This is a genomic window from Streptomyces griseus (assembly GCF_001715295.1).
In the GTDB taxonomy this organism is placed as follows: Bacteria; Actinomycetota; Actinomycetes; order Streptomycetales; family Streptomycetaceae; genus Streptomyces; species Streptomyces griseus_G.
The window spans coordinates 857,349-875,430 of the sequence record NZ_MDKB01000002.1 but is presented as its reverse complement, the minus strand read 5'-3'; the positions used below and the strand labels follow the sequence as shown (position 1 = coordinate 875,430).

Genomic DNA, 18,082 nt, shown 5'->3' with positions numbered 1-18,082 from the left:
CGCGCGGTGCGCCGTGCGTCAGTACGAGGAGCCGGAGGCTCCCAGGGCGCCCGTCGGGTGCCAGACCGTCTTGGTCTCCAGGAAGGCCGTCAGGCGGCGCGTACCGGGGTCGGCGGTCCAGTCGGTGCCGCCCGCCCCGTCCTCGCCGTCCACATGCTGTGGACGCAGGACCCGCTTGAGGTTGTCGGCCGCCGCGGTCTCCAGCTCCTTCGCCAGCCCGGCGTCCGGTGCGGCGCCGGTGAGGTCGATGGCGTTGACGTCCTGGTGCGAGGCCAGCGGGAGCGCGAGCTCCGCCGTCCGTCCCGACAGGATGTTCACCACACCGCCGGGCAGATCCGACGTCGCCAGGACCTCACCCAGCGACAGCGCGGGCAGCGGAGCGTCGGCCGAGGCGACGACGACCGCCGTGTTGCCCGTGGCGATGACCGGAGCGAGCACCGACACCAGGCCGAGGAAGGACGACTCCTGCGGCGCGAGGACCGCCACCACGCCCGTCGGCTCCGGGGTGGAGAGGTTGAAGTACGGCCCCGCCACCGGGTTCGCCCCGCCGGCGATCTGGGCGATCTTGTCGGTCCAGCCCGCGTACCAGACCCAGCGGTCGACCGCCGCGTCCACGACGGCCGCCGCCTTGGACTTCGACAGCCCCTCGGCGTCCGCCACCTCACGGGCGAACTGCTCGCGGCGACCTTCCAGCATCTCGGCGACGCGGTAGAGGATCTGGCCGCGGTTGTACGCGGTCGCCCCCGCCCAGCCGCCGAACGCCTTGCGCGCGGCCACGACCGCGTCACGGGCGTCCTTGCGGGAGGACTGCGGCGCGTTGGCCAGCCACTTTCCCTTGGGGTCTGTCACCTCGTACACCCGGCCGCTCTCGGAGCGGGGGAACTTGCCCCCGACGTACAGCTTGTAGGTCTTGAAGACGCTGAGTCGCCCGTCAGACATCGAGGTAGGCCTCCAGACCGTGACGGCCACCCTCGCGGCCGAAGCCCGACTCCTTGTATCCGCCGAACGGCGAGGTCGGGTCGAACTTGTTGAACGTGTTGGCCCAGACGACGCCCGCGCGGAGCTTGTTCGCCACCGCGAGGATGCGGGAGCCCTTCTCCGTCCAGATGCCGGCCGAGAGCCCGTACTGGCTGTTGTTCGCCTTGGCGACGGCCTCGTCCGGGGTGCGGAACGTCAGCACCGACAGCACCGGGCCGAAGATCTCGTCCCGGGCGACGGTGTGCGCCTGGGTGACGCCGGTGAACAGCGTCGGCGCGAACCAGTAACCGGCGGACGGCAGTTCGCACGGTGCCGTCCAGCGTTCGGCGCCCTCCGCCTCACCCGTCTCGACGAGCGAGGTGATCCGGGCCAGCTGCTCCCGGGAGTTGATCGCGCCGATGTCGGTGTTCTTGTCCAGCGGGTCGCCGAGGCGGAGCGTGGACAGCCGGCGCTTGAGGGAGTGCAGTACTTCGTCGTGGACCGACTCCTGGACGAGGAGCCGTGAGCCCGCGCAGCAGACCTGGCCCTGGTTGAAGAAGATCCCCGTGACGATGCCCTCGACGGCCTGGTCGACGGGCGCGTCGTCGAAGACGATGTTGGCGCCCTTGCCGCCCAGTTCGAGCGTGGCCTTCTTGCCCGTGCCCGCGATCTGCCGGGCGATGGCCTTGCCGACGGCCGTGGAGCCGGTGAAGGCGACCTTGTCGACACCGGGGTGCTCGACGAGGGCCTGGCCCGCGTCGCCGTACCCCGTGAGGATGTTGACGACGCCCTTGGGCAGGCCCGCCTGACGGCAGACGTCCGCGAAGAACAGGGCGGACAGCGGGGTCGTCTCCGCCGGCTTCAGCACCACCGTGTTGCCGGTGGCGAGCGCCGGGGCGATCTTCCAGGCCAGCATCAGCAGCGGGAAGTTCCACGGGATGACCTGGCCGGCCACCCCGAGCGGGCGCGGATTCGCGCCGTAGCCCGCGTGGTCCAGCTTGTCGGCCCAGCCCGCGTAGTAGAAGAAGTGGGCGGCGACCAGCGGGAGGTCGGCGTCGCGCGTCTCCCTGATCGGTTTGCCGTTGTCCAGGGTCTCCAGGACGGCCAGCTCGCGGGAGCGCTCCTGGATGATCCGGGCGATCCGGAAGAGGTACTTGGCGCGCTCGGAGCCGGGAAGCGCCGACCACGTCCCGAACGCCCTGCGGGCCGCCGTCACGGCCCGGTCCACGTCCTGGGTGCCGGCCCGCGCCACCTCGGAGAGGACCTCCTCGGTGGACGGGCTGACCGTCTTGAAGACCTTGCCGTCGGCGGCCTCGGTGAACTCACCGTCGATGAACAGGCCGTACGAAGGGGCGATGTCGACGACGGAGCGGGACTCCGGAGCCGGTGCGTACTCGAATGCAGATGCCATGGGGATCAGTCCACCGTCACGTAATCAGGGCCGGAGTAACGGCCGGTGCTGAGCTTCTGGCGCTGCATCAGCAGGTCGTTCAGCAGGCTGGAGGCGCCGAAGCGGAACCAGTGGTTGTCCAGCCAGTCCTCGCCCGCGGTCTCGTTCACCAGGACCAGGAACTTGATCGCGTCCTTGGACGTGCGGATGCCGCCCGCGGGCTTCACCCCGATCTGCACGCCGGTCTGCTCCCGGAAGTCGCGCACGGCCTCCAGCATGAGCAGCGTGTTCGCCGGCGTCGCGTTGGTCGCGACCTTGCCGGTCGACGTCTTGATGAAGTCGGCGCCCGCCAGCATCCCGAGCCAGGAGGCCCGCCGGATGTTGTCGTACGTGGACAGCTCGCCGGTCTCGAAGATCACCTTCAGCCGTGCGCTGCCGCACTCGGCCTTCACGGCCAGGATCTCCTCGTACACCTTCAGATAGCGGCCGGCGAGGAAGGCGCCGCGGTCGATCACCATGTCGATCTCGTCGGCCCCGGCCGCCACCGCGTCCCGGACGTCCGCGAGCTTGACGTCCAGCGCGGCCCGACCGGCGGGGAAGGCCGTCGCCACGGACGCCACCTTCACCCCCGAGCCGGCCAGCGCGGCGACGGCGGTCGCCGCCATGTCGGGGTACACACAGACCGCGGCGGTGCGCGGGGTCGTACGGTCGGTCGGGTCGGGGTTGACGGCCTTGGCGGCGAGAGCCCGGACCTTGCCCGGGGTGTCCGCACCTTCCAGCGTCGTCAGGTCGATCATCGAGATGGCGAGATCGATGGCGTACGCCTTGGCAGTCGTCTTGATCGATCGGGTACCGAGGGCGGCGGCGCGCGCTTCGAGGCCGACGGCGTCGACGCCGGGCAGCCCGTGCAGGAAGCGGCGCAGCGCACTGTCGGACGCCGTCGCGTCGGCGAATGCGGGAGCAGTGGTGGGCATGGTCACCAGAGGAGCATATCTACGCGCGTAGCGACCTGTACAGGGGCCTTCTCTTTTCCGTGCCCCCGGCCGAGCGCACGAGGCCTCTCCGCACCCGGTGACCCCGTCAGGCAGAATCGGACCATGACGAGCCCCACACCTCCCTCCGAGCCCGCCTACGCCGACCGGACCTACCGGTCGGGCGCCGGGCTGGCCACCGGAGTCCTGCTGATCCTGCTGGTGGGCTGGATCGGCGGCGACGCGGTGGCCCAGGGCGAGGGCAACGTGCCGTGGGGGGCCCTCGCCGCGCTGCTGACCGTGGTCCCGCTGATCGTGGCGTTCACCCTCCGGCCCGCGGTCTTCGCCGACGACGAGCGGATCCGCATCCGTAACCCGTTCCGCACCATCGTGCTGCCCTGGAGCGACGTCTCCGACGTACGGGCGTCGTACTCGAGCGAGCTCTTCACCAAGGCCGGCGCGAAGTACCAGCTCTGGGCCGTGCCGGTCTCCCTGCGCGAGCGCAAGAGGGCGGCCAGGAAGGCGAGCCGGGAGGCGCACGACGACCCGTACGGCCGGACCTCCGTGCACGCCGACGTCACCGACGTCCAGGCTCGCGCCGCCTTCGCGGACCGCACGGTCGCCGACCTGCGGGAACTGGCCGAGCGTGCGGAGCGCCGGGAGAAGGGCACGACCACGGCGTCACTGCGCTGGGCCTACGAGGTGATCGTCCCGGCCGCCGTGGGCGCGGTACTGCTCGCGGTCCTCCTGGCCGTCGGCTGACGTCCCCGGGGCCCCTCCGCCGCAGGGAGGTGAGGGACCCCCGGATGCCGTCGAACCGGACGCGTGTGTGTCGCGTTCCTCACAGCGGGCGGCCGAGGCCGGCCGCCGCCGAAAGATCGCGCTTGATCGTCGCCAGGACTGCCGCGGCCCGCTCCCGGGCGGCGGGGAGGCCGGCCGCGTCGGGGACCGGGACCACGACCTCCAGGTAGCACTTGAGCTTCGGCTCCGTGCCGCTCGGGCGGACGATGACGCGGGCACCCGTCAGCCGGTAGCGCAGGCCGTCCGTCGGCGGCAGGAGGTCCGTGCCCTGCGAGAGGTCCTCCGCCGAGGTGACGGGAAGGCCGCCCAGGACGGCCGGCGGGTTCTCCCGCAGACGGCGCATCGCGTCCGCGATGACCGAGAGGTCCTCGACCCGGACCGACAGCTGGTCCGTGGCGTGCAGTCCGTGCGCCAGCGCCAGGTCGTCGAGCAGGTCCAGGAGCGTACGGCCCTGCTCCTTGAGCACCGAGGCCAGCTCGGCAACCAGCAGTGCGGCCGTGATGCCGTCCTTGTCCCGGACGCCCTCGGGGTCCACGCAGTAGCCGAGCGCCTCCTCGTAGCCGTAGCGCAGGCCGTCGACGCGGGCGACCCACTTGAAGCCCGTCAGCGTCTCCTCGTAGCCGAGGCCCGCCTTCTCCGCGATCCGGCCGAGCAGGGACGACGAGACGATCGACGCGGCGAGGACGCCGGAGACGCCGCGGTCCACCAGATGCGCGGCGAGCAGGGCGCCGACCTCGTCGCCGCGCAGCATCCGCCAGCCGCCCTCGGCCGAGGCGTCCGGGACGGCCACGGCGCAGCGGTCGGCGTCCGGGTCGTTGGCGATGACGAGGTCGGGCCGCGCCCGGCGCGCGGTCGCGAACGCGAGATCCATGGCGCCGGGCTCTTCCGGGTTGGGGAAGGCGACCGTGGGGAACGCCGGATCCGGCTCCGCCTGCTCGGCCACGAGCACCGGTTCCGGGAAGCCGGCCCGGGCGAACGCCGCCGTGAGCACGGGGGTGCCGACACCGTGCATCGCCGTGTAGACGGTCCGGGCCGTGCGCGGCGAGCCGGGGGTGAGGACGGCGTCCGTCCGGGCGAGGTAGGCGGCCTCCACCTCCTCGCCGAGGACCTCCCAGCCGGACTCCGGGCGCGGTACGCCGTCGAGCGGGCCCACGGCTGCGATGGCGGCGGCGACCCCGGTGTCGGCCGGGGGCACGATCTGCGAGCCGTCGCCGAGGTAGACCTTGTAGCCGTTGTCGCGGGGCGGGTTGTGGCTGGCCGTGACCTCCACGCCCGCGACCGCCCCCAGATGCCGTACGGCGTAGGCGAGGACGGGGGTCGGCAGCGGACGGGGCAGCACGGCCGCGCGCAGGCCGGCACCGGTCATCACGGCCGCGGTGTCACGGGCGAAGTCGGCTGATTTGTATCGGGCGTCGTAGCCGATGACGACGAGCCCGCCCGCGTGGCCGTGGGCGAGGAGGTACGCGGCGAGGCCGGCGGCGGCCCGGATCACGACGGACCGGTTCATGCGCATCGGGCCGGCGCCGAGTTCGCCGCGCAGGCCGGCGGTGCCGAACTGGAGCGTGCCCGCGAAGCGGTCGGCGAGCGCGTCCAGGTCGCCTGCGTCGATGAGGCCGGCGAGCTCCTCGCGGGTCTCCGGGTCCGGGTCCTCGGCGAGCCAGGTCCTGGCCCGGGCGATGAGGTCCTGCTGCACGGTGTCCGCCTTTCTGCGGGGGTGGTGGTGCCGGTTGCTGCGCGGGTGGGGCGCCCGGTGCGAGGGGGCGGGGCGGCGTGGGCGCGGGTGGTGCGGGGCGTCGGCGCGCGGGACGCTCCTGCGGCGGGCTGTTCCCCGACCCGCGCCGTCCCGAAACCGGGCTCCGCCCGGACCCGCTCCGGGGATCCGCCCCCGGACCGCCGCGCCTCGTACGCCGGCGCGGCCGGGGGCGGCGGGCTGTCCGTGCCCCGCGCGTCGGGGAGGATCGGCCGGCCGCCGGCCCTGTGCGGGCGCAGGCGGGCCGCGCGGACGCGCCGGCGAGGACGGGGCTGCGTCCGCGCCTCACGCGGGGGCGGCCAGGAACCGGTCGCCCCGCCCCGTACGCCGGCACGGTCCGCCGGGCCGCCCCGGGGATCAGATGCGGTCGAGCACCCGGGCCAGCAGCGCGCCCATGCGGGTGGCCGAGTCGCGGCCCGCCTGGAGGACCTCCTCGTGGTTCAGGGGCTCCCCGCTCAGGCCTGCCGCGAGGTTGGTGACCAGGGAGATGCCCAGGACCTCCGCACCCGCCTCACGGGCCGCGATGGCCTCCAGGACCGTGGACATGCCGACGAGGTCGCCGCCCATGGCCCGGACCATGCCGATCTCGGCCGGCGTCTCGTAGTGCGGGCCGGGGAACTGCACGTACACGCCCTCTTCGAGCGTCCCGTCGATCTCCTTGCACAGTGCGCGCAGCCGCGGCGAGTACAGGTCCGTCAGATCGACGAAGTTGGCACCCACGATGGGCGACGCCGCCGTGAGGTTGATGTGGTCGCTGATGAGGACCGGCTGACCCGGGCGCATGCCCTCGCGCAGACCGCCGCAGCCGTTCGTCAGGACGACGGTCCCGCAGCCGGCGGCGACGGCCGTACGGACGCCGTGGGCGACGGCGGCGACCCCGCGGCCCTCGTAGAAGTGCGTGCGGCCGAGGAAGACCAGAGCGCGCTTCTCGCCGATCCGGTACGAGCGGATCGTGCCGCCGTGCCCCTCCACCGCCGGGGCCGGGAACCCGGGGAGCGCGGTCACCGGGAACTCGGCCTCCGGTGCGCCGAGCGCGTCCCCGGCGGGGGCCCACCCGGAGCCCATCACCAGAGCGACGTCGTGGGTCTCGGCGCCGGTCAGCTCGCGCAGGCGGGCGGCGGCGACGGATGCGGCGGCGTGCGGGTCGCCCTGGATGTGGTCCGGAATAACAGATGCGTTCACGCGGACGAGGGTAACCGCTGATTCCCTACGCGCGTAGATCTGGTGGCGCAGAGTCTGGCCGGTCGTGTTCGTACTTTCGTACAGAAGGGGGGCGGGGGCGCCTCAGCAGGGGCGCTTGCGGAGGTTCATCACATAGTCGTGCGGTGCGCCCGCGGACTCGGCGGCGTCCGCCACCTCGCCGAGGTAGCGGGCGGAGGGAAGCCCGCCCTCGTAGCCGTTCAGCACGTACATCCAGGCCGGCTCCTCGCCGTCCAGGGTGTGCACGCGGACCCGCATCCGGCGGTAGATGTCGAGGCCGACACCCTCCCAGCGGTCCATGGAGTCCTCGTCCATGGGCGCGAGGTCGTACAGCGCCACGAAGACCTGGGAGCGGGGTGCCTCGACCACCGTGGCCAGCGCGCCTTCCCAGCCCATGTGCTCCCCGCCGAACGTCAGCCGCCAGCCGTTGAGCCAGCCGGTGCCGCGCAGCGGGGAATGCGGAGCGCGGCGCGTCATCAGCCGCGCGTCGAGGTTGCCGGCGTACGCGGCGTAGAGCGACATGTGGTCGAGGGTACGGGAGGTGACGCCTGGTGTGCCGGTTCCGGCGGGGATGCGGTCCCGTCGGCCCTCCCGGGCGGCCCGGGAGGGCCCCGCCCCGTCGGCGCCTTTCCCGTATGGAGGGCCCCGGCGGGAAGCAGGTTGGCGCGTGCGGGACAATGAACTACGTACTGCATTCACCGGGGCGCTCCCCCGGACCCCCGGCCGGGGCGGCAGACGGCCGTGGGATGACAACCACGCGAGGCGGACTTTTCGTGACCCGGATCGTGATCATCGGCGGCGGCCCCGGCGGCTACGAGGCGGCCCTGGTGGGCGCCCAGCTCGGCGCGGAGGTGACCGTCGTCGACTGCGACGGCCTCGGCGGCGCGTCGGTCCTCACCGACTGCGTGCCCTCGAAGACGCTGATCGCCACGGCCGAGGTGATGACCACCTTCGACTCCTCGTACGAGGAACTCGGCATCATCGTCGCCGACGACACCCCGCACATCGAGCAGGCCGCGCGGGTCGTCGGCGTCGACCTCGGCAAGGTCAACCGGCGGGTCAAGCGCCTGGCGCTGGCCCAGTCCCACGACATCACCGCCTCCGTGACCCGCGCGGGGGCCAGGGTCGTGCGCGGGCGCGGCAGGCTGGAGGGACTCCAGGCCGCCGACGGGTCCCGCCAGGTCGTCGTGAGGGCGGCCGACGGCACGGAGGAGCGGCTCACCGCCGACGCGGTCCTGATCGCCACCGGTGGCCACCCCCGCGAGATCCCGGACGCGCAGCCCGACGGCGAGCGGATCCTGAACTGGACGCAGGTCTACGACCTGAACGAGCTCCCCGAGGAGCTCATCGTGGTCGGGTCCGGGGTGACGGGCGCCGAGTTCGCCGGCGCCTACCAGGCGCTCGGCTCCCGCGTGACCCTCGTCTCCTCCCGCGACCGGGTGCTCCCGGGGGAGGACCCGGACGCCGCCGCCGTCCTGGAGGACGTGTTCCGGCGCCGGGGCATGAACGTCATGGCCCGGTCCCGCGCCCAGTCCGCCAAGCGCGTCGGCGACCGTGTCGAGGTCACGCTCGCCGACGGCCGGGTCATCTCGGGCACCCACTGCCTCATGGCGGTCGGCGCGATCCCGAACACCGCCGGCATGGGCCTGGAGGAGGCCGGGGTCCTGCTCAAGGAGTCCGGGCACGTCCGGACGGACCGGGTCTCCCGCACCAGCGCCCCCGGCGTGTACGCGGCCGGGGACGTCACCGGCGTCTTCGCGCTGGCCTCGGTCGCGGCGATGCAGGGCCGTATCGCGATGTACCACTTCCTCGGCGACGCGGTGGCCCCGCTGGACCTGAAGACCGTCTCCTCGAACGTCTTCACGGACCCCGAGATCGCCACGGTCGGCTACAGCCAGGCGGACGTGGACGCCGGCAGGATCGACGCCCGGGTCGTGAAGCTTCCGCTGCTGCGCAACCCGCGCGCCAAGATGCAGGGCATCCGCGACGGTTTCGTCAAGATCTTCGCCCGTCCCGGTACGGGCATCGTGGTCGGCGGCTGCGTCGTCGCCCCGCGGGCCAGTGAGCTGATCCACCCGATCGCGCTCGCGGTCGACAACAACCTGACCGTCGAGCAGATCGCGAACACGTTCACCGTGTACCCGTCCCTGTCCGGCTCGATCGCCGAGGTGGCACGGCAACTGCAGAGCCGTAAGCGGGCCGGCGAGGCCTGAGCGGACGGGTCCGCCCCCTCCGGTCAGGCCGTCGGGTCCCGGTGACGGAGCCCGGGACCCGGGCGTGATCCGGGGGTCCGGCCCCGGCGGACCGGCGGCTCCCGAGCCCCGTGCACGACAGTGGGATCTCTTATACCACCGGGAGGTTCCGTGCTCGTACAACTTCTGTTATTCGGCGCAAACTGCTGAAAAGCAACCCATGGCCAGGTTACTGTCAGTTCCGTGTTCGCTGCAGAACGTCGTCAGTTGATCCTCGAAATGGTGCGTGCCAACGGGGCGGTATCGCTCCGTGAGCTCGCCCGCGTCGTCCAGACCTCCGAAGTGACCGTACGGCGGGACGTGCGGGCACTGGAGGCAGAAGGACTCCTCGACCGCCGGCACGGCGGTGCGGTCTTGCCGGGCGGTTTCACGCGCGAGTCCGGCTTTCCGCAGAAATCCCATCTCTCCACCGCCGAGAAGACGGCCATCGCCGACCTGGCCGCCGGGATGGTCGGCGAGGGCGAGGCCGTCGTGGTCGGCGCCGGTACGACCACGCAGGAGCTGGCCCGCCGGCTCGCGCGGATTCCCGGTCTGACCGTCGTCACCAACTCGCTCCTGGTCGCCCAGGCGCTGGCCCATGCCAACCGGGTGGAAGTGGTGATGACCGGCGGAACCCTGCGCGGGAGCAACTACGCACTCGTCGGCAGCGGGGCCGAGCAGTCCCTCCAGGGGCTGCGGGTCTCCCGGGCGTTCCTCTCCGGGAGCGGGCTGACCGCCGAGCGCGGTCTCTCCACGTCCAACATGCTCTCGGCGAGCGTGGACCGCGCGCTCGTGCAGGCCGCGGCGGAGGTGGTGGTCCTGGCGGACCACACCAAGCTGGGCTCCGACACCATGTTCCAGACGGTGCCGACGGAGCTGATCACCCGCCTGGTGACCGACGAACCGCCGGCCCACGACGAGCGGGCGGCCACCGAGCTCCAGGCCCTGGCGGACCAGGGCGTGGAGATCACGGTGGCGGGCCCCGACAGCGATGCGCCGGCCGCGGAGGGGCCGCCCCAGGGGCGGCAGCAGCCCCGGCGGGACATGCCGTTGCCGGGCCAGCGGCGCACGCAGGGCGGCCCCGCAGGGCTCGGCCCGCCGCTGCGGAGCGCGGCCGCGCTCAGCGACGGGCCTGCGGAGCGGGGCCGCGTCGCGGACCTGCGGCGGCGGTAGCGGGCTCGCCCTCAGAGCCTGCCGGGCGACCTCTCACCGAGCGGCCACGCCCCGGCACGCACGCTTCCCGCGTTGCCGAACTGCCCGCGTAGCTCCGCTACGAGGGCCTTCCGGCGCCTTGGAATCGCACGCACCGGACCGCGTCCGCTTTCCGGTCCCAGGTCACCCGACAGGCTCTCAGCCGGGCGACCTCTCACCGAGCGGCCACGCCCCGGCACGCACGCTTCCCGCGTTGCCGAACTGCCCACGTAGCTCCGCTACGAGGGCCTTCCGGCGCCTTGGAATCGCACGCACCGGACCGCGTCCGCTTTCCGGTCCCAGGTCACCCGACAGGCTCCCGGCCGGGCGGCTTCGGCGCCGCGATGCCCTGCAGCGCCAGACGCAGGAGGCGGTCGGCCAGCGCCGGGTCCCGGGGGGTCTGCTCAGCGGCCAGCGCGATCGCGTTCGTCAGCTGCAGCAGATCGTCGATCGACACGTCCGCCCGCACCGCACCGCCCGACCGGGCCCGCCGCAGCAGCCGCTCCCCGGCCTGTCGGAGCGGAACATGACACGGGGTCAGGGCTGACGTTTCGTCACCCGAGGCGGACATGAGCGCCTGCGCCAGCCCGCGGTACTCACCCGCATGAGTGACGAGGGCACGCAGCCATTCCATCAGCGCGGCGCACGGATCCGGCGCCTGCGCCAGTTCGCCGGACCGGGCGAGCAGCGAGCCGAGGGTCTCCTGGAACACGGCGTTCATCAGCGCCTGCCGGTTCGGGAAGTGCCGGTACAGGGTGCCGATGCCCACCCCCGCCCGCCGGGCGATGTCCTCCAGCGAGGCGTCCGTGCCGTGCTCGGCGAAGGAGGTGCGGGCCTCGCCGACCAGCCGGTCGTAGTTGCGGCGCGCGTCGGCCCGCATCGGACGGGCCGGAGTTCCTGCCGTGCTCATCGCCATCGCGCTGTCCTCCTGGTCTGCGCCCTGGAACCAGGATGCCACCGAGGGCCCGGGCGGCGCCCGGGCCCTCGGTGGCAGTGGAGAGGGGTCAGTCCTTGATCTCGCAGATCGCGGCGCCGGACGTGACCGAGGTGCCGACCTCCGCCGACAGGCCCTTCACGGTGCCGGAGCGGTGGGCGTTGAGGGGCTGCTCCATCTTCATGGCCTCCAGGACGACGACGAGGTCGCCCTCCTTGACCTCCTGGCCCTCCTCGACGGCCACCTTGACGATGGTGCCCTGCATCGGCGAGGCCAGCGTGTCGCCGGAGGCGGCGGAGCCCGCCTTCTTCGCCGCGCGGCGCTTGGGCTTCGCGCCGGCCGCCAGGCCCGTACGCGCCAGGCTCATGCCCAGCGAGGAGGGCAGGGAGACCTCCAGGCGCTTGCCGCCGACCTCGACGACGACGGTCTCGCGGCCGGACTCCTCGTCCGCCTCCCCGTCCGCCGGGGCCGCCGCGAACGGCTTGATGTCGTTGACGAACTCGGTCTCGATCCACCGGGTGTGGATCCGGAACGGATCGGCGGTGAACGCCGGGTCGGCGACGACCGCGCGGTGGAACGGGATGGCCGTGGCCATGCCCTCGACCTCGAACTCGGCCAGGGCGCGCGCCGCGCGCTGCAGCGCCTGCTCACGCGTCGCGCCGGTCACGATCAGCTTGGCCAGGAGCGAGTCCCACGCGGGGCCGATGACCGAACCCGTCTCGACGCCGGCGTCCAGCCGGACACCCGGGCCGGCCGGCGGTGCGAATCCGGTGACGGTGCCGGGGGCGGGCAGGAAGCCACGACCCGGGTCCTCGCCGTTGATCCGGAACTCGAAGGAGTGCCCGCGCACGGCCGGGTCGCCGTACCCGAGCTCCTCGCCGTCGGCGATGCGGAACATCTCGCGTACGAGGTCGAGGCCCGTGACCTCCTCGGTGACCGGGTGCTCCACCTGCAGGCGGGTGTTGACCTCCAGGAAGGAGATCGTGCCGTCCAGGCCGACCAGGAACTCCACGGTGCCCGCGCCGACGTAACCGGCTTCCTTGAGGATCGCCTTGGACGCGGCGTACAGCTCCGCGTTCTGCTCCTGCGTCAGGAACGGGGCGGGCGCCTCCTCGACCAGCTTCTGGTGGCGGCGCTGCAGCGAGCAGTCACGGGTGGAGACGACGACCACGTTCCCGTGGGTGTCCGCCAGGCACTGGGTCTCCACGTGCCGGGGCTTGTCCAGGTACCGCTCCACGAAGCACTCACCGCGCCCGAAGGCCGCGACGGCCTCACGGACCGCGGAGTCGTACAGCTCCGGGATCTCCTCCAGCGTGCGGGCCACCTTCAGACCGCGTCCGCCGCCGCCGAAGGCCGCCTTGATCGCGATCGGCAGGCCGTTCTCCTCGGCGAACGCCACGACCTCGGCCGAGCCGCTCACCGGGTCCGGCGTGCCGGCCACGAGGGGGGCGCCCGCGCGCTGCGCGATGTGCCGGGCGGCGACCTTGTCACCCAGGTCCCGGATCGCCTGCGGAGGCGGGCCGATCCAGGTGAGGCCGGCGTCCAGCACGGCCTGGGCGAACTCGGCGTTCTCCGAGAGGAAGCCGTAGCCCGGGTGGATCGCGTCCGCCCCGGAGTCCTTGGCCGCCTGGAGCACCTTGGCCATGTCCAGGTAGCTGGCGGCCGGGGTGTCACCGCCCAGAGCGAACGCCTCGTCGGCCGCGCGGACATGCAGAGCGTCCCGGTCCGGATCGGCGTAGACGGCTACGCTCGCGATTCCGGCATCCCGGCAAGCCCGAGCAACGCGGACAGCGATTTCGCCACGGTTGGCGATGAGCACCTTGCGCACGATGACTCCCTCCTTGAGAACAAGCTGAGTTTAGGGACTACCGACACCGCCGTACGACCCGTCCCCAATGGTGAACTTGCCCACACGGAGTGTGATTCGAGGCTTGCTCGAGTCGCGAAATCCCTTGTCGCACCACGGTACGCCGGGATCCTTGACCGCACAGTAGCCACGAAGTGTGGTTCAAGTCTCTGTCTGTTGCTGCAACGCCACTCGGCGTTTCTTTGTGGAGTCCCTACGAACGGTCGACTCCATCTTTGCAAGGGACGGGCCCGGGCGGAGACGGGCACCGCGGCGGGGGCGCGTGAGGTGAGTGCGGCCACCGTTCTTCCCCAGGCCCTTAAGGAGCGGGGGTCCTCGCGTGTAGGGTCCGCGCTGTACTGCACGTACCGCAGGTAACAGGAGGTGTCGCCGTGGTGCGCAGATCGGTGGCCGGTGTGACCGCGCTCGTCCTGTTCGGGGAGGCGGCGGGCATCGTGCTCGTCCACGTCGTCCTCGCCCGGGTCGTCGACAACCAGAGCATGTCCCTGGCCGGGATGGACCCCGGCGTCATGGCCACGGGCACCCGGGTGACGGGCGGCCTCTTCGGCCTCCTGCTGCTGCTGTGCGGGCTGATACCGCTCCTGGCCGCCGTGCGCGACCGGGCGCCCGGCCGGTTCGGCAGGATCGCCCTCATCGGGTGCGCGGTCGCGCACGGGGTGCTGGGCGCCCTGGCGGTGGGCCTGGTCGGCTGGGCGGCGTTCGCCTTCATGATGGCCGTGCTCGCGCTGCTGGTGCTCACCCTGCTGGCGTACGAGCGGCGTGAACCGGAGGCGGGCGGGGCGGGCGCCGAGGCCGGAGCGCCCGCTCCCGCGTGAGGCTGACGGGCCTTTCGGCCCTCCCGGCCCCTCGGCCCCTCAGACCCACAAGTCGGTGACCGACAGACCGAGTTCGCCGAGCAGCCTGCGCAGCAGGGGTAGCGAGAGCCCGATGACGTTGCCGTGGTCCCCCTCGATCGCCTCGACGAACGGTGCCGAGCGGCCGTCCAGGGTGAAGGCTCCCGCGACGTGCAGCGGTTCGCCCGAAGCGACGTACGCCGCCACCTCGGCCTCGGTCGGCTCACCGAAGCGGACGACGGTGGAGGCGGTCGCCGACGCGGTGCGCCCGGCCGCCGTGTCGATCAGGCTGTGCCCCGTCCGCAGCACTCCCGAGCGGCCGCGCATGGACTTCCAGCGTGCGGTGGCCTCCTCGCTGTCCGCGGGCTTGCCGAGCGCCTCGCCGTCCAGTTCGAGCACCGAGTCGCAGCCGATGACCAGGGCGCCGGCGGCCTCGGGGCGGGCGGCCACGGCGGCGGCCTTGGCCTCGGCGAGTACGAGCGCCAGCTCACCCGGGGTCGGCGCGGTGAGCGCGTCCTCGTCCACCCCACTGACGATCACCTCGGGGGCGAAACCGGCCTGGCGCAGCAGACCGAGGCGGGCGGGGGACGCGGAGGCGAGCACGAGACGGCGCTGATCAGTCATACGGGCCATCGTAGAAGGCCGCAGGAGCTCCCGGAGCCCCGTCCGGCGGGGTGCGGCAGGACTCCGCGGGCTCCCGGGCCGTCGGGCCCCGGCGTGTTTTTGGGGCTCAGCGGGTCCCCAGGACGGCCATCGCCACCACCATGGCCAGCGCGAGCAGCAGCCCCGCGCGGCGCAGCATGTCCTGGGCGTCGCGCAGTTCCTTCGGCGGCTTGTTCTCGGGGTCCGACCACAGCATGCAACCGATGGTGCTCCGGACGCGGCCGTGGCGCCTGAGTACGCGTACTCAGGCGCCACGGCGCTCCAGCCCGGTGCCCCGTCACACGGGCCAGTACGCCCGTCACACGGGCCAGTACGTCCGGGCCCAGGAGCGCGGGCCGGGGCGCAGCGCCCCCCGGCGGGCGATACGGCCCGGGTCCGACCACTGCTCCGGGGGGAGCGGGTCACCGGGCGGCGGTGCGGCGACCGCCGCCGCGCGCGCCCGGACCACCGCGAGGGCGGCAGCGAGCTCTTCGGGGGTCGGATTGCCCCGTACGACCTTGATCATGGTGGCTCCCGGTGGCTGGGTCAGAGGGGGATGTTGCCGTGCTTCTTCGGCGGCAGCGACTCCCGCTTCGTACGGAGCTGGCGCAGGCCCCTGACGAGGTGTGCCCGGGTGTCGGACGGCATGATCACCGCGTCGACGTATCCACGCTCGGCCGCGACGTACGGGTTCAGGAGGGTGTCCTCGTAGTCCGCCATCAGCTCCGCGCGGGTGGCCTCCCTCTCGTCGGCGTCCGTGACGGCGGCGATCGCGCGGCGGTGCAGGATGTTCACCGCGCCCTGCGCGCCCATCACCGCGATCTGCGCGGTCGGCCAGGCCAGGTTCAGGTCGGCGCCCAGGTGCTTGGAGCCCATGACGTCGTACGCGCCGCCGAAGGCCTTGCGGGTGATCACCGTGATCAGCGGGACGGTGGCCTCGGCGTAGGCGTAGATCAGCTTGGCTCCGCGGCGGATGATGCCGCCGTACTCCTGGTCGACACCGGGCAGGAAGCCGGGCACGTCCACGAAGGTCAGGACCGGCACGTTGAACGCGTCGCAGGTGCGCACGAAGCGGGCGGCCTTCTCGCTCGCGTCGATGTCCAGGCAGCCGGCGAACTGCATCGGCTGGTTGGCGACGATGCCGACCGGATAGCCCTCGACACGTCCGAAGCCGGTGATGATGTTCGGCGCGAACAGCGCCTGCGTCTCCAGGAACTCGCCGTCGTCGAGCACGTGCTCGATGGCGGTGTGCATGTCGTACGGCTGGTTCGCCGAGTCCGGGATGAGGGTGTCGAGCTCGCGGTCCTCGTCCGTCGTCCCGAGGTCGGCCTCCTCCGGGAAGGCGGGGGCCTCGGAGAGGTTGTTCGACGGGAGGTACGACAGCAGGGACTTGACGTACTCGATGGCGTCCTTCTCGTCACCCGCCATGTGGTGCGCCACCCCGGAGGTGGTGTTGTGCGTGCGGGCGCCGCCCAGCTCCTCGAAGCCGACGTCCTCGCCGGTGACCGTCTTGATGACGTCGGGCCCCGTGATGAACATGTGCGAGGTCTGGTCGACCATCACCGTGAAGTCGGTGATCGCCGGGGAGTAGACCGCGCCGCCGGCGCACGGCCCGACGATCAGGGAGATCTGCGGGACGACACCCGAGGCGTGGACGTTGCGGCGGAAGATCTCGGCGAACAGGCCGAGGGCGACCACGCCCTCCTGGATGCGCGCGCCGCCGCCGTCGTTGATGCCGATCACCGGGCATCCGGTCTTCATCGCGAAGTCCATGACCTTCACGATCTTCTCGCCGTAGACCTCGCCGAGCGAGCCGCCGAAGATCGTGAAGTCCTGCGAGTACACGCAGACGGGGCGCCCGTCGACGGTGCCGTAGCCGGTGACGACCCCGTCCCCGTAGGGGCGGTTCTTGTCGATGCCGAAATTGGTGGACCGGTGCCGTGCGAACTCGTCGAGCTCCACGAAGGAACCCTCGTCGAGCAGGAGTTCCACGCGCTCACGGGCGGTCAGCTTGCCCTTGGCGTGCTGTTTCTCCACGGCGCGTGCGGAGCCTGCGTGTGTGGCCTCGTCGATACGGCGCTGCAGGTCCGCGATCTTTCCCGCGGTCGTGTGGATGTCGCTCTGCGGCTCGGACATCGGGTGGCGGCTCCCTGCCTGGTCACGGGGACGGCTGGTTCGTGCTGTCCGGCACCTCCGGTGCGGCGCCGGACACGTACGGCTCGACGGCTACCTGCTCGCCGGCCGGTCTTGCTACTGATCCGTAGCGTATCGGCGCGGATACCGTTCGGCAGTGCGTCGTTGGACACACCTAATGTGGGGCGTATGACACCTTCGGACGCCGCACACAACCGCTGGTCGGACCTGGACAGGCCGCCGCTGAACGCCACCGCGCTGCGGCGCGCCCTGGTGCGGCCGGGCGGGCTGTGGAGTTCGCTCGACGTCGTCGAGCGGACCGGCTCCACCAACTCCGACCTCGCGGCCCGTGCCTCCGGCCCCGGGGCCGCCGAGGGTGCGGTGCTGGTCGCCGAGGAGCAGACCGCGGGCCGTGGGCGGATGGACCGGAACTGGTCGGCACCCCCCAGGTCGGGCCTGTTCTTCTCGGTCTACCTCACGCCCTCCGAGGTGCCCGTCGAGCGCTGGGGGTGGCTGCCCCTGCTGGCCGGCGTCGGCGCCGCCACCGGGCTCGCGCGGTCGGCCGGCGTCGATCTCGCACTGAAATGGCCCAACGACCTCCTGGTGACCGTCGGGGACACCGAACGCAAGACCGGCGGCATCCTCGCCGAGCGGGCCGGGGACGGCGTCGTCATCGGCATCGGCGTGAACGTCTCGCTGCGCGCGGCCGAGCTGCCCGCCCCGCACGCCGGCTCCCTGGCACTCGCCGACGCCGTGTCCACCGACCGCGAGACGCTGCTGCGGGCCGTCCTGCGCTCGCTGGAGCAGTGGTACGGGCAGTGGCGCGAGGCGAAGGGCGACGCCGCCGAGAGCGGGCTCCAGGCGGCGTACGCGGCGGGCTGCGCCACGCTGGACAGGACGGTACGGGCCGAGCTCCCGGGCGACCGGACGCTCGTCGGTGAGGCCGTCGCGATCGACGGTGACGGGCGGCTGGTCCTGGCGACCGGCGACGGGCTCCAGGAACCCGTGTCGGCGGGCGACATCGTCCACCTGCGTGGCGCGCAGGGCGGCCTGACCTGACCCGGACGGCGGCCCCGCAGGTCCGCCACCACGGGTGATGTCGTCACGGATGCGCCCGGAGCGGACGGCCGGGGACGTGAGCCACGGCACATCTGCCGTATCGTTGAGGCGATCCAGCGACAG

The 18,082-nt window shown here is 72.5% G+C and carries 17 protein-coding genes; 5 read left to right on the top strand and 12 right to left on the bottom strand.

Translation table 11 applies throughout. The features are described 5' to 3' along the window. Positions 1 to 18: 18 nt before the first annotated feature. The 3 genes from BA175_RS10390 to deoC are packed head-to-tail and all read right to left on the bottom strand — an operon-like array spanning position 19 to position 3,321. Positions 19 to 939: an aldehyde dehydrogenase family protein gene (locus BA175_RS10390; RefSeq protein WP_069171018.1), complete on the bottom strand. Its 921-nt coding sequence runs from the start codon at positions 937 to 939 to the stop codon at positions 19 to 21. After that, complete coding sequence (locus BA175_RS10385) at positions 932 to 2,368, bottom strand: aldehyde dehydrogenase family protein (protein WP_069171017.1); 1,437 nt, start codon at positions 2,366 to 2,368, stop codon at positions 932 to 934. The genes BA175_RS10390 and BA175_RS10385 overlap by 8 nt, the downstream gene beginning before the upstream one ends. 5 nt (positions 2,369 to 2,373) lie before the next feature. Next, positions 2,374 to 3,321, bottom strand: a complete 948-nt coding sequence (deoC, locus tag BA175_RS10380; RefSeq protein ID WP_069172041.1) for a deoxyribose-phosphate aldolase — start codon at positions 3,319 to 3,321, stop codon at positions 2,374 to 2,376. Between the two features lie 123 nt (positions 3,322 to 3,444). Here deoC and BA175_RS10375 point away from each other — a divergent pair, with 123 nt between their 5' ends. Next, entirely contained in the window at positions 3,445 to 4,080 is a 636-nt protein-coding gene (locus BA175_RS10375; protein ID WP_069171016.1) for a PH domain-containing protein, read from the top strand. Between the two features lie 79 nt (positions 4,081 to 4,159). Here BA175_RS10375 and BA175_RS10370 read toward each other — a convergent pair whose 3' ends face one another. From BA175_RS10370 to BA175_RS10360, 3 genes are all read right to left on the bottom strand, one after another. Continuing rightward, positions 4,160 to 5,812 carry a phospho-sugar mutase gene (locus BA175_RS10370; RefSeq protein ID WP_069171015.1) on the bottom strand — a complete coding sequence of 551 codons (1,653 nt, stop codon included), beginning with the start codon at positions 5,810 to 5,812 and terminating at the stop codon, positions 4,160 to 4,162. A 414-nt stretch (positions 5,813 to 6,226) separates the two neighbouring features. Then, positions 6,227 to 7,051, bottom strand: coding sequence for a purine-nucleoside phosphorylase (locus tag BA175_RS10365; protein ID WP_069171014.1), 825 nt, complete (start codon positions 7,049 to 7,051; stop codon positions 6,227 to 6,229). Between the two features lie 102 nt (positions 7,052 to 7,153). Continuing rightward, positions 7,154 to 7,591, bottom strand: a complete 438-nt coding sequence (locus tag BA175_RS10360; protein ID WP_069171013.1) for a gamma-glutamylcyclotransferase — start codon at positions 7,589 to 7,591, stop codon at positions 7,154 to 7,156. A 251-nt stretch (positions 7,592 to 7,842) separates the two neighbouring features. Here BA175_RS10360 and BA175_RS10355 point away from each other — a divergent pair, with 251 nt between their 5' ends. Next, the gene (locus BA175_RS10355) at positions 7,843 to 9,282 is read left to right on the top strand and encodes an NAD(P)H-quinone dehydrogenase (RefSeq protein ID WP_069171012.1); all 1,440 of its coding nucleotides are present in this window, start codon (positions 7,843 to 7,845) and stop codon (positions 9,280 to 9,282) included. Positions 9,283 to 9,504: 222 nt separating this feature from the next. Further along, positions 9,505 to 10,473: a DeoR/GlpR family DNA-binding transcription regulator gene (locus BA175_RS10350; protein WP_079159491.1), complete on the top strand. Its 969-nt coding sequence runs from the start codon at positions 9,505 to 9,507 to the stop codon at positions 10,471 to 10,473. Positions 10,474 to 10,795: 322 nt separating this feature from the next. Here the strand turns inward: BA175_RS10350 and BA175_RS10345 are convergent, their stop codons facing one another. Together BA175_RS10345 and BA175_RS10340 are read right to left on the bottom strand one after the other, a co-directional pair. Then, positions 10,796 to 11,407, bottom strand: a complete 612-nt coding sequence (locus tag BA175_RS10345) for a TetR/AcrR family transcriptional regulator (protein WP_175420800.1) — start codon at positions 11,405 to 11,407, stop codon at positions 10,796 to 10,798. Positions 11,408 to 11,495: 88 nt separating this feature from the next. Continuing rightward, entirely contained in the window at positions 11,496 to 13,253 is a 1,758-nt protein-coding gene (locus tag BA175_RS10340) for an acetyl/propionyl/methylcrotonyl-CoA carboxylase subunit alpha (RefSeq protein WP_069171010.1), read from the bottom strand. 410 nt (positions 13,254 to 13,663) lie between these two features. Between BA175_RS10340 and BA175_RS10335 the strand changes: the two genes are divergently transcribed. Then, on the top strand, positions 13,664 to 14,107 hold the full coding sequence (locus BA175_RS10335; protein ID WP_175420799.1) for a hypothetical protein: 444 nt from the start codon (positions 13,664 to 13,666) through the stop codon (positions 14,105 to 14,107). 39 nt (positions 14,108 to 14,146) lie between these two features. Here BA175_RS10335 and BA175_RS10330 read toward each other — a convergent pair whose 3' ends face one another. From BA175_RS10330 to BA175_RS10320, 4 genes are all read right to left on the bottom strand, one after another. Further along, entirely contained in the window at positions 14,147 to 14,758 is a 612-nt protein-coding gene (locus BA175_RS10330; protein WP_079159490.1) for a nucleoside triphosphate pyrophosphatase, read from the bottom strand. A 97-nt stretch (positions 14,759 to 14,855) separates the two neighbouring features. Then, positions 14,856 to 14,984: a morphogenic membrane protein MmpB gene (mmpB, locus tag BA175_RS32115; RefSeq protein WP_302622489.1), complete on the bottom strand. Its 129-nt coding sequence runs from the start codon at positions 14,982 to 14,984 to the stop codon at positions 14,856 to 14,858. Positions 14,985 to 15,086: 102 nt separating this feature from the next. Beyond that, complete coding sequence (locus BA175_RS10325) at positions 15,087 to 15,293, bottom strand: acyl-CoA carboxylase epsilon subunit (protein ID WP_069171008.1); 207 nt, start codon at positions 15,291 to 15,293, stop codon at positions 15,087 to 15,089. Positions 15,294 to 15,313: 20 nt separating this feature from the next. Continuing rightward, a complete protein-coding gene (locus BA175_RS10320; protein ID WP_069171007.1) occupies positions 15,314 to 16,903 on the bottom strand; it encodes an acyl-CoA carboxylase subunit beta in 1,590 nt (529 codons plus the stop codon). A gap of 186 nt (positions 16,904 to 17,089) precedes the next feature. Here BA175_RS10320 and BA175_RS10315 point away from each other — a divergent pair, with 186 nt between their 5' ends. Further along, positions 17,090 to 17,959, top strand: coding sequence for a biotin--[acetyl-CoA-carboxylase] ligase (locus tag BA175_RS10315; protein WP_069171006.1), 870 nt, complete (start codon positions 17,090 to 17,092; stop codon positions 17,957 to 17,959). The last annotated feature ends 123 nt before the right edge of the window (positions 17,960 to 18,082 follow it).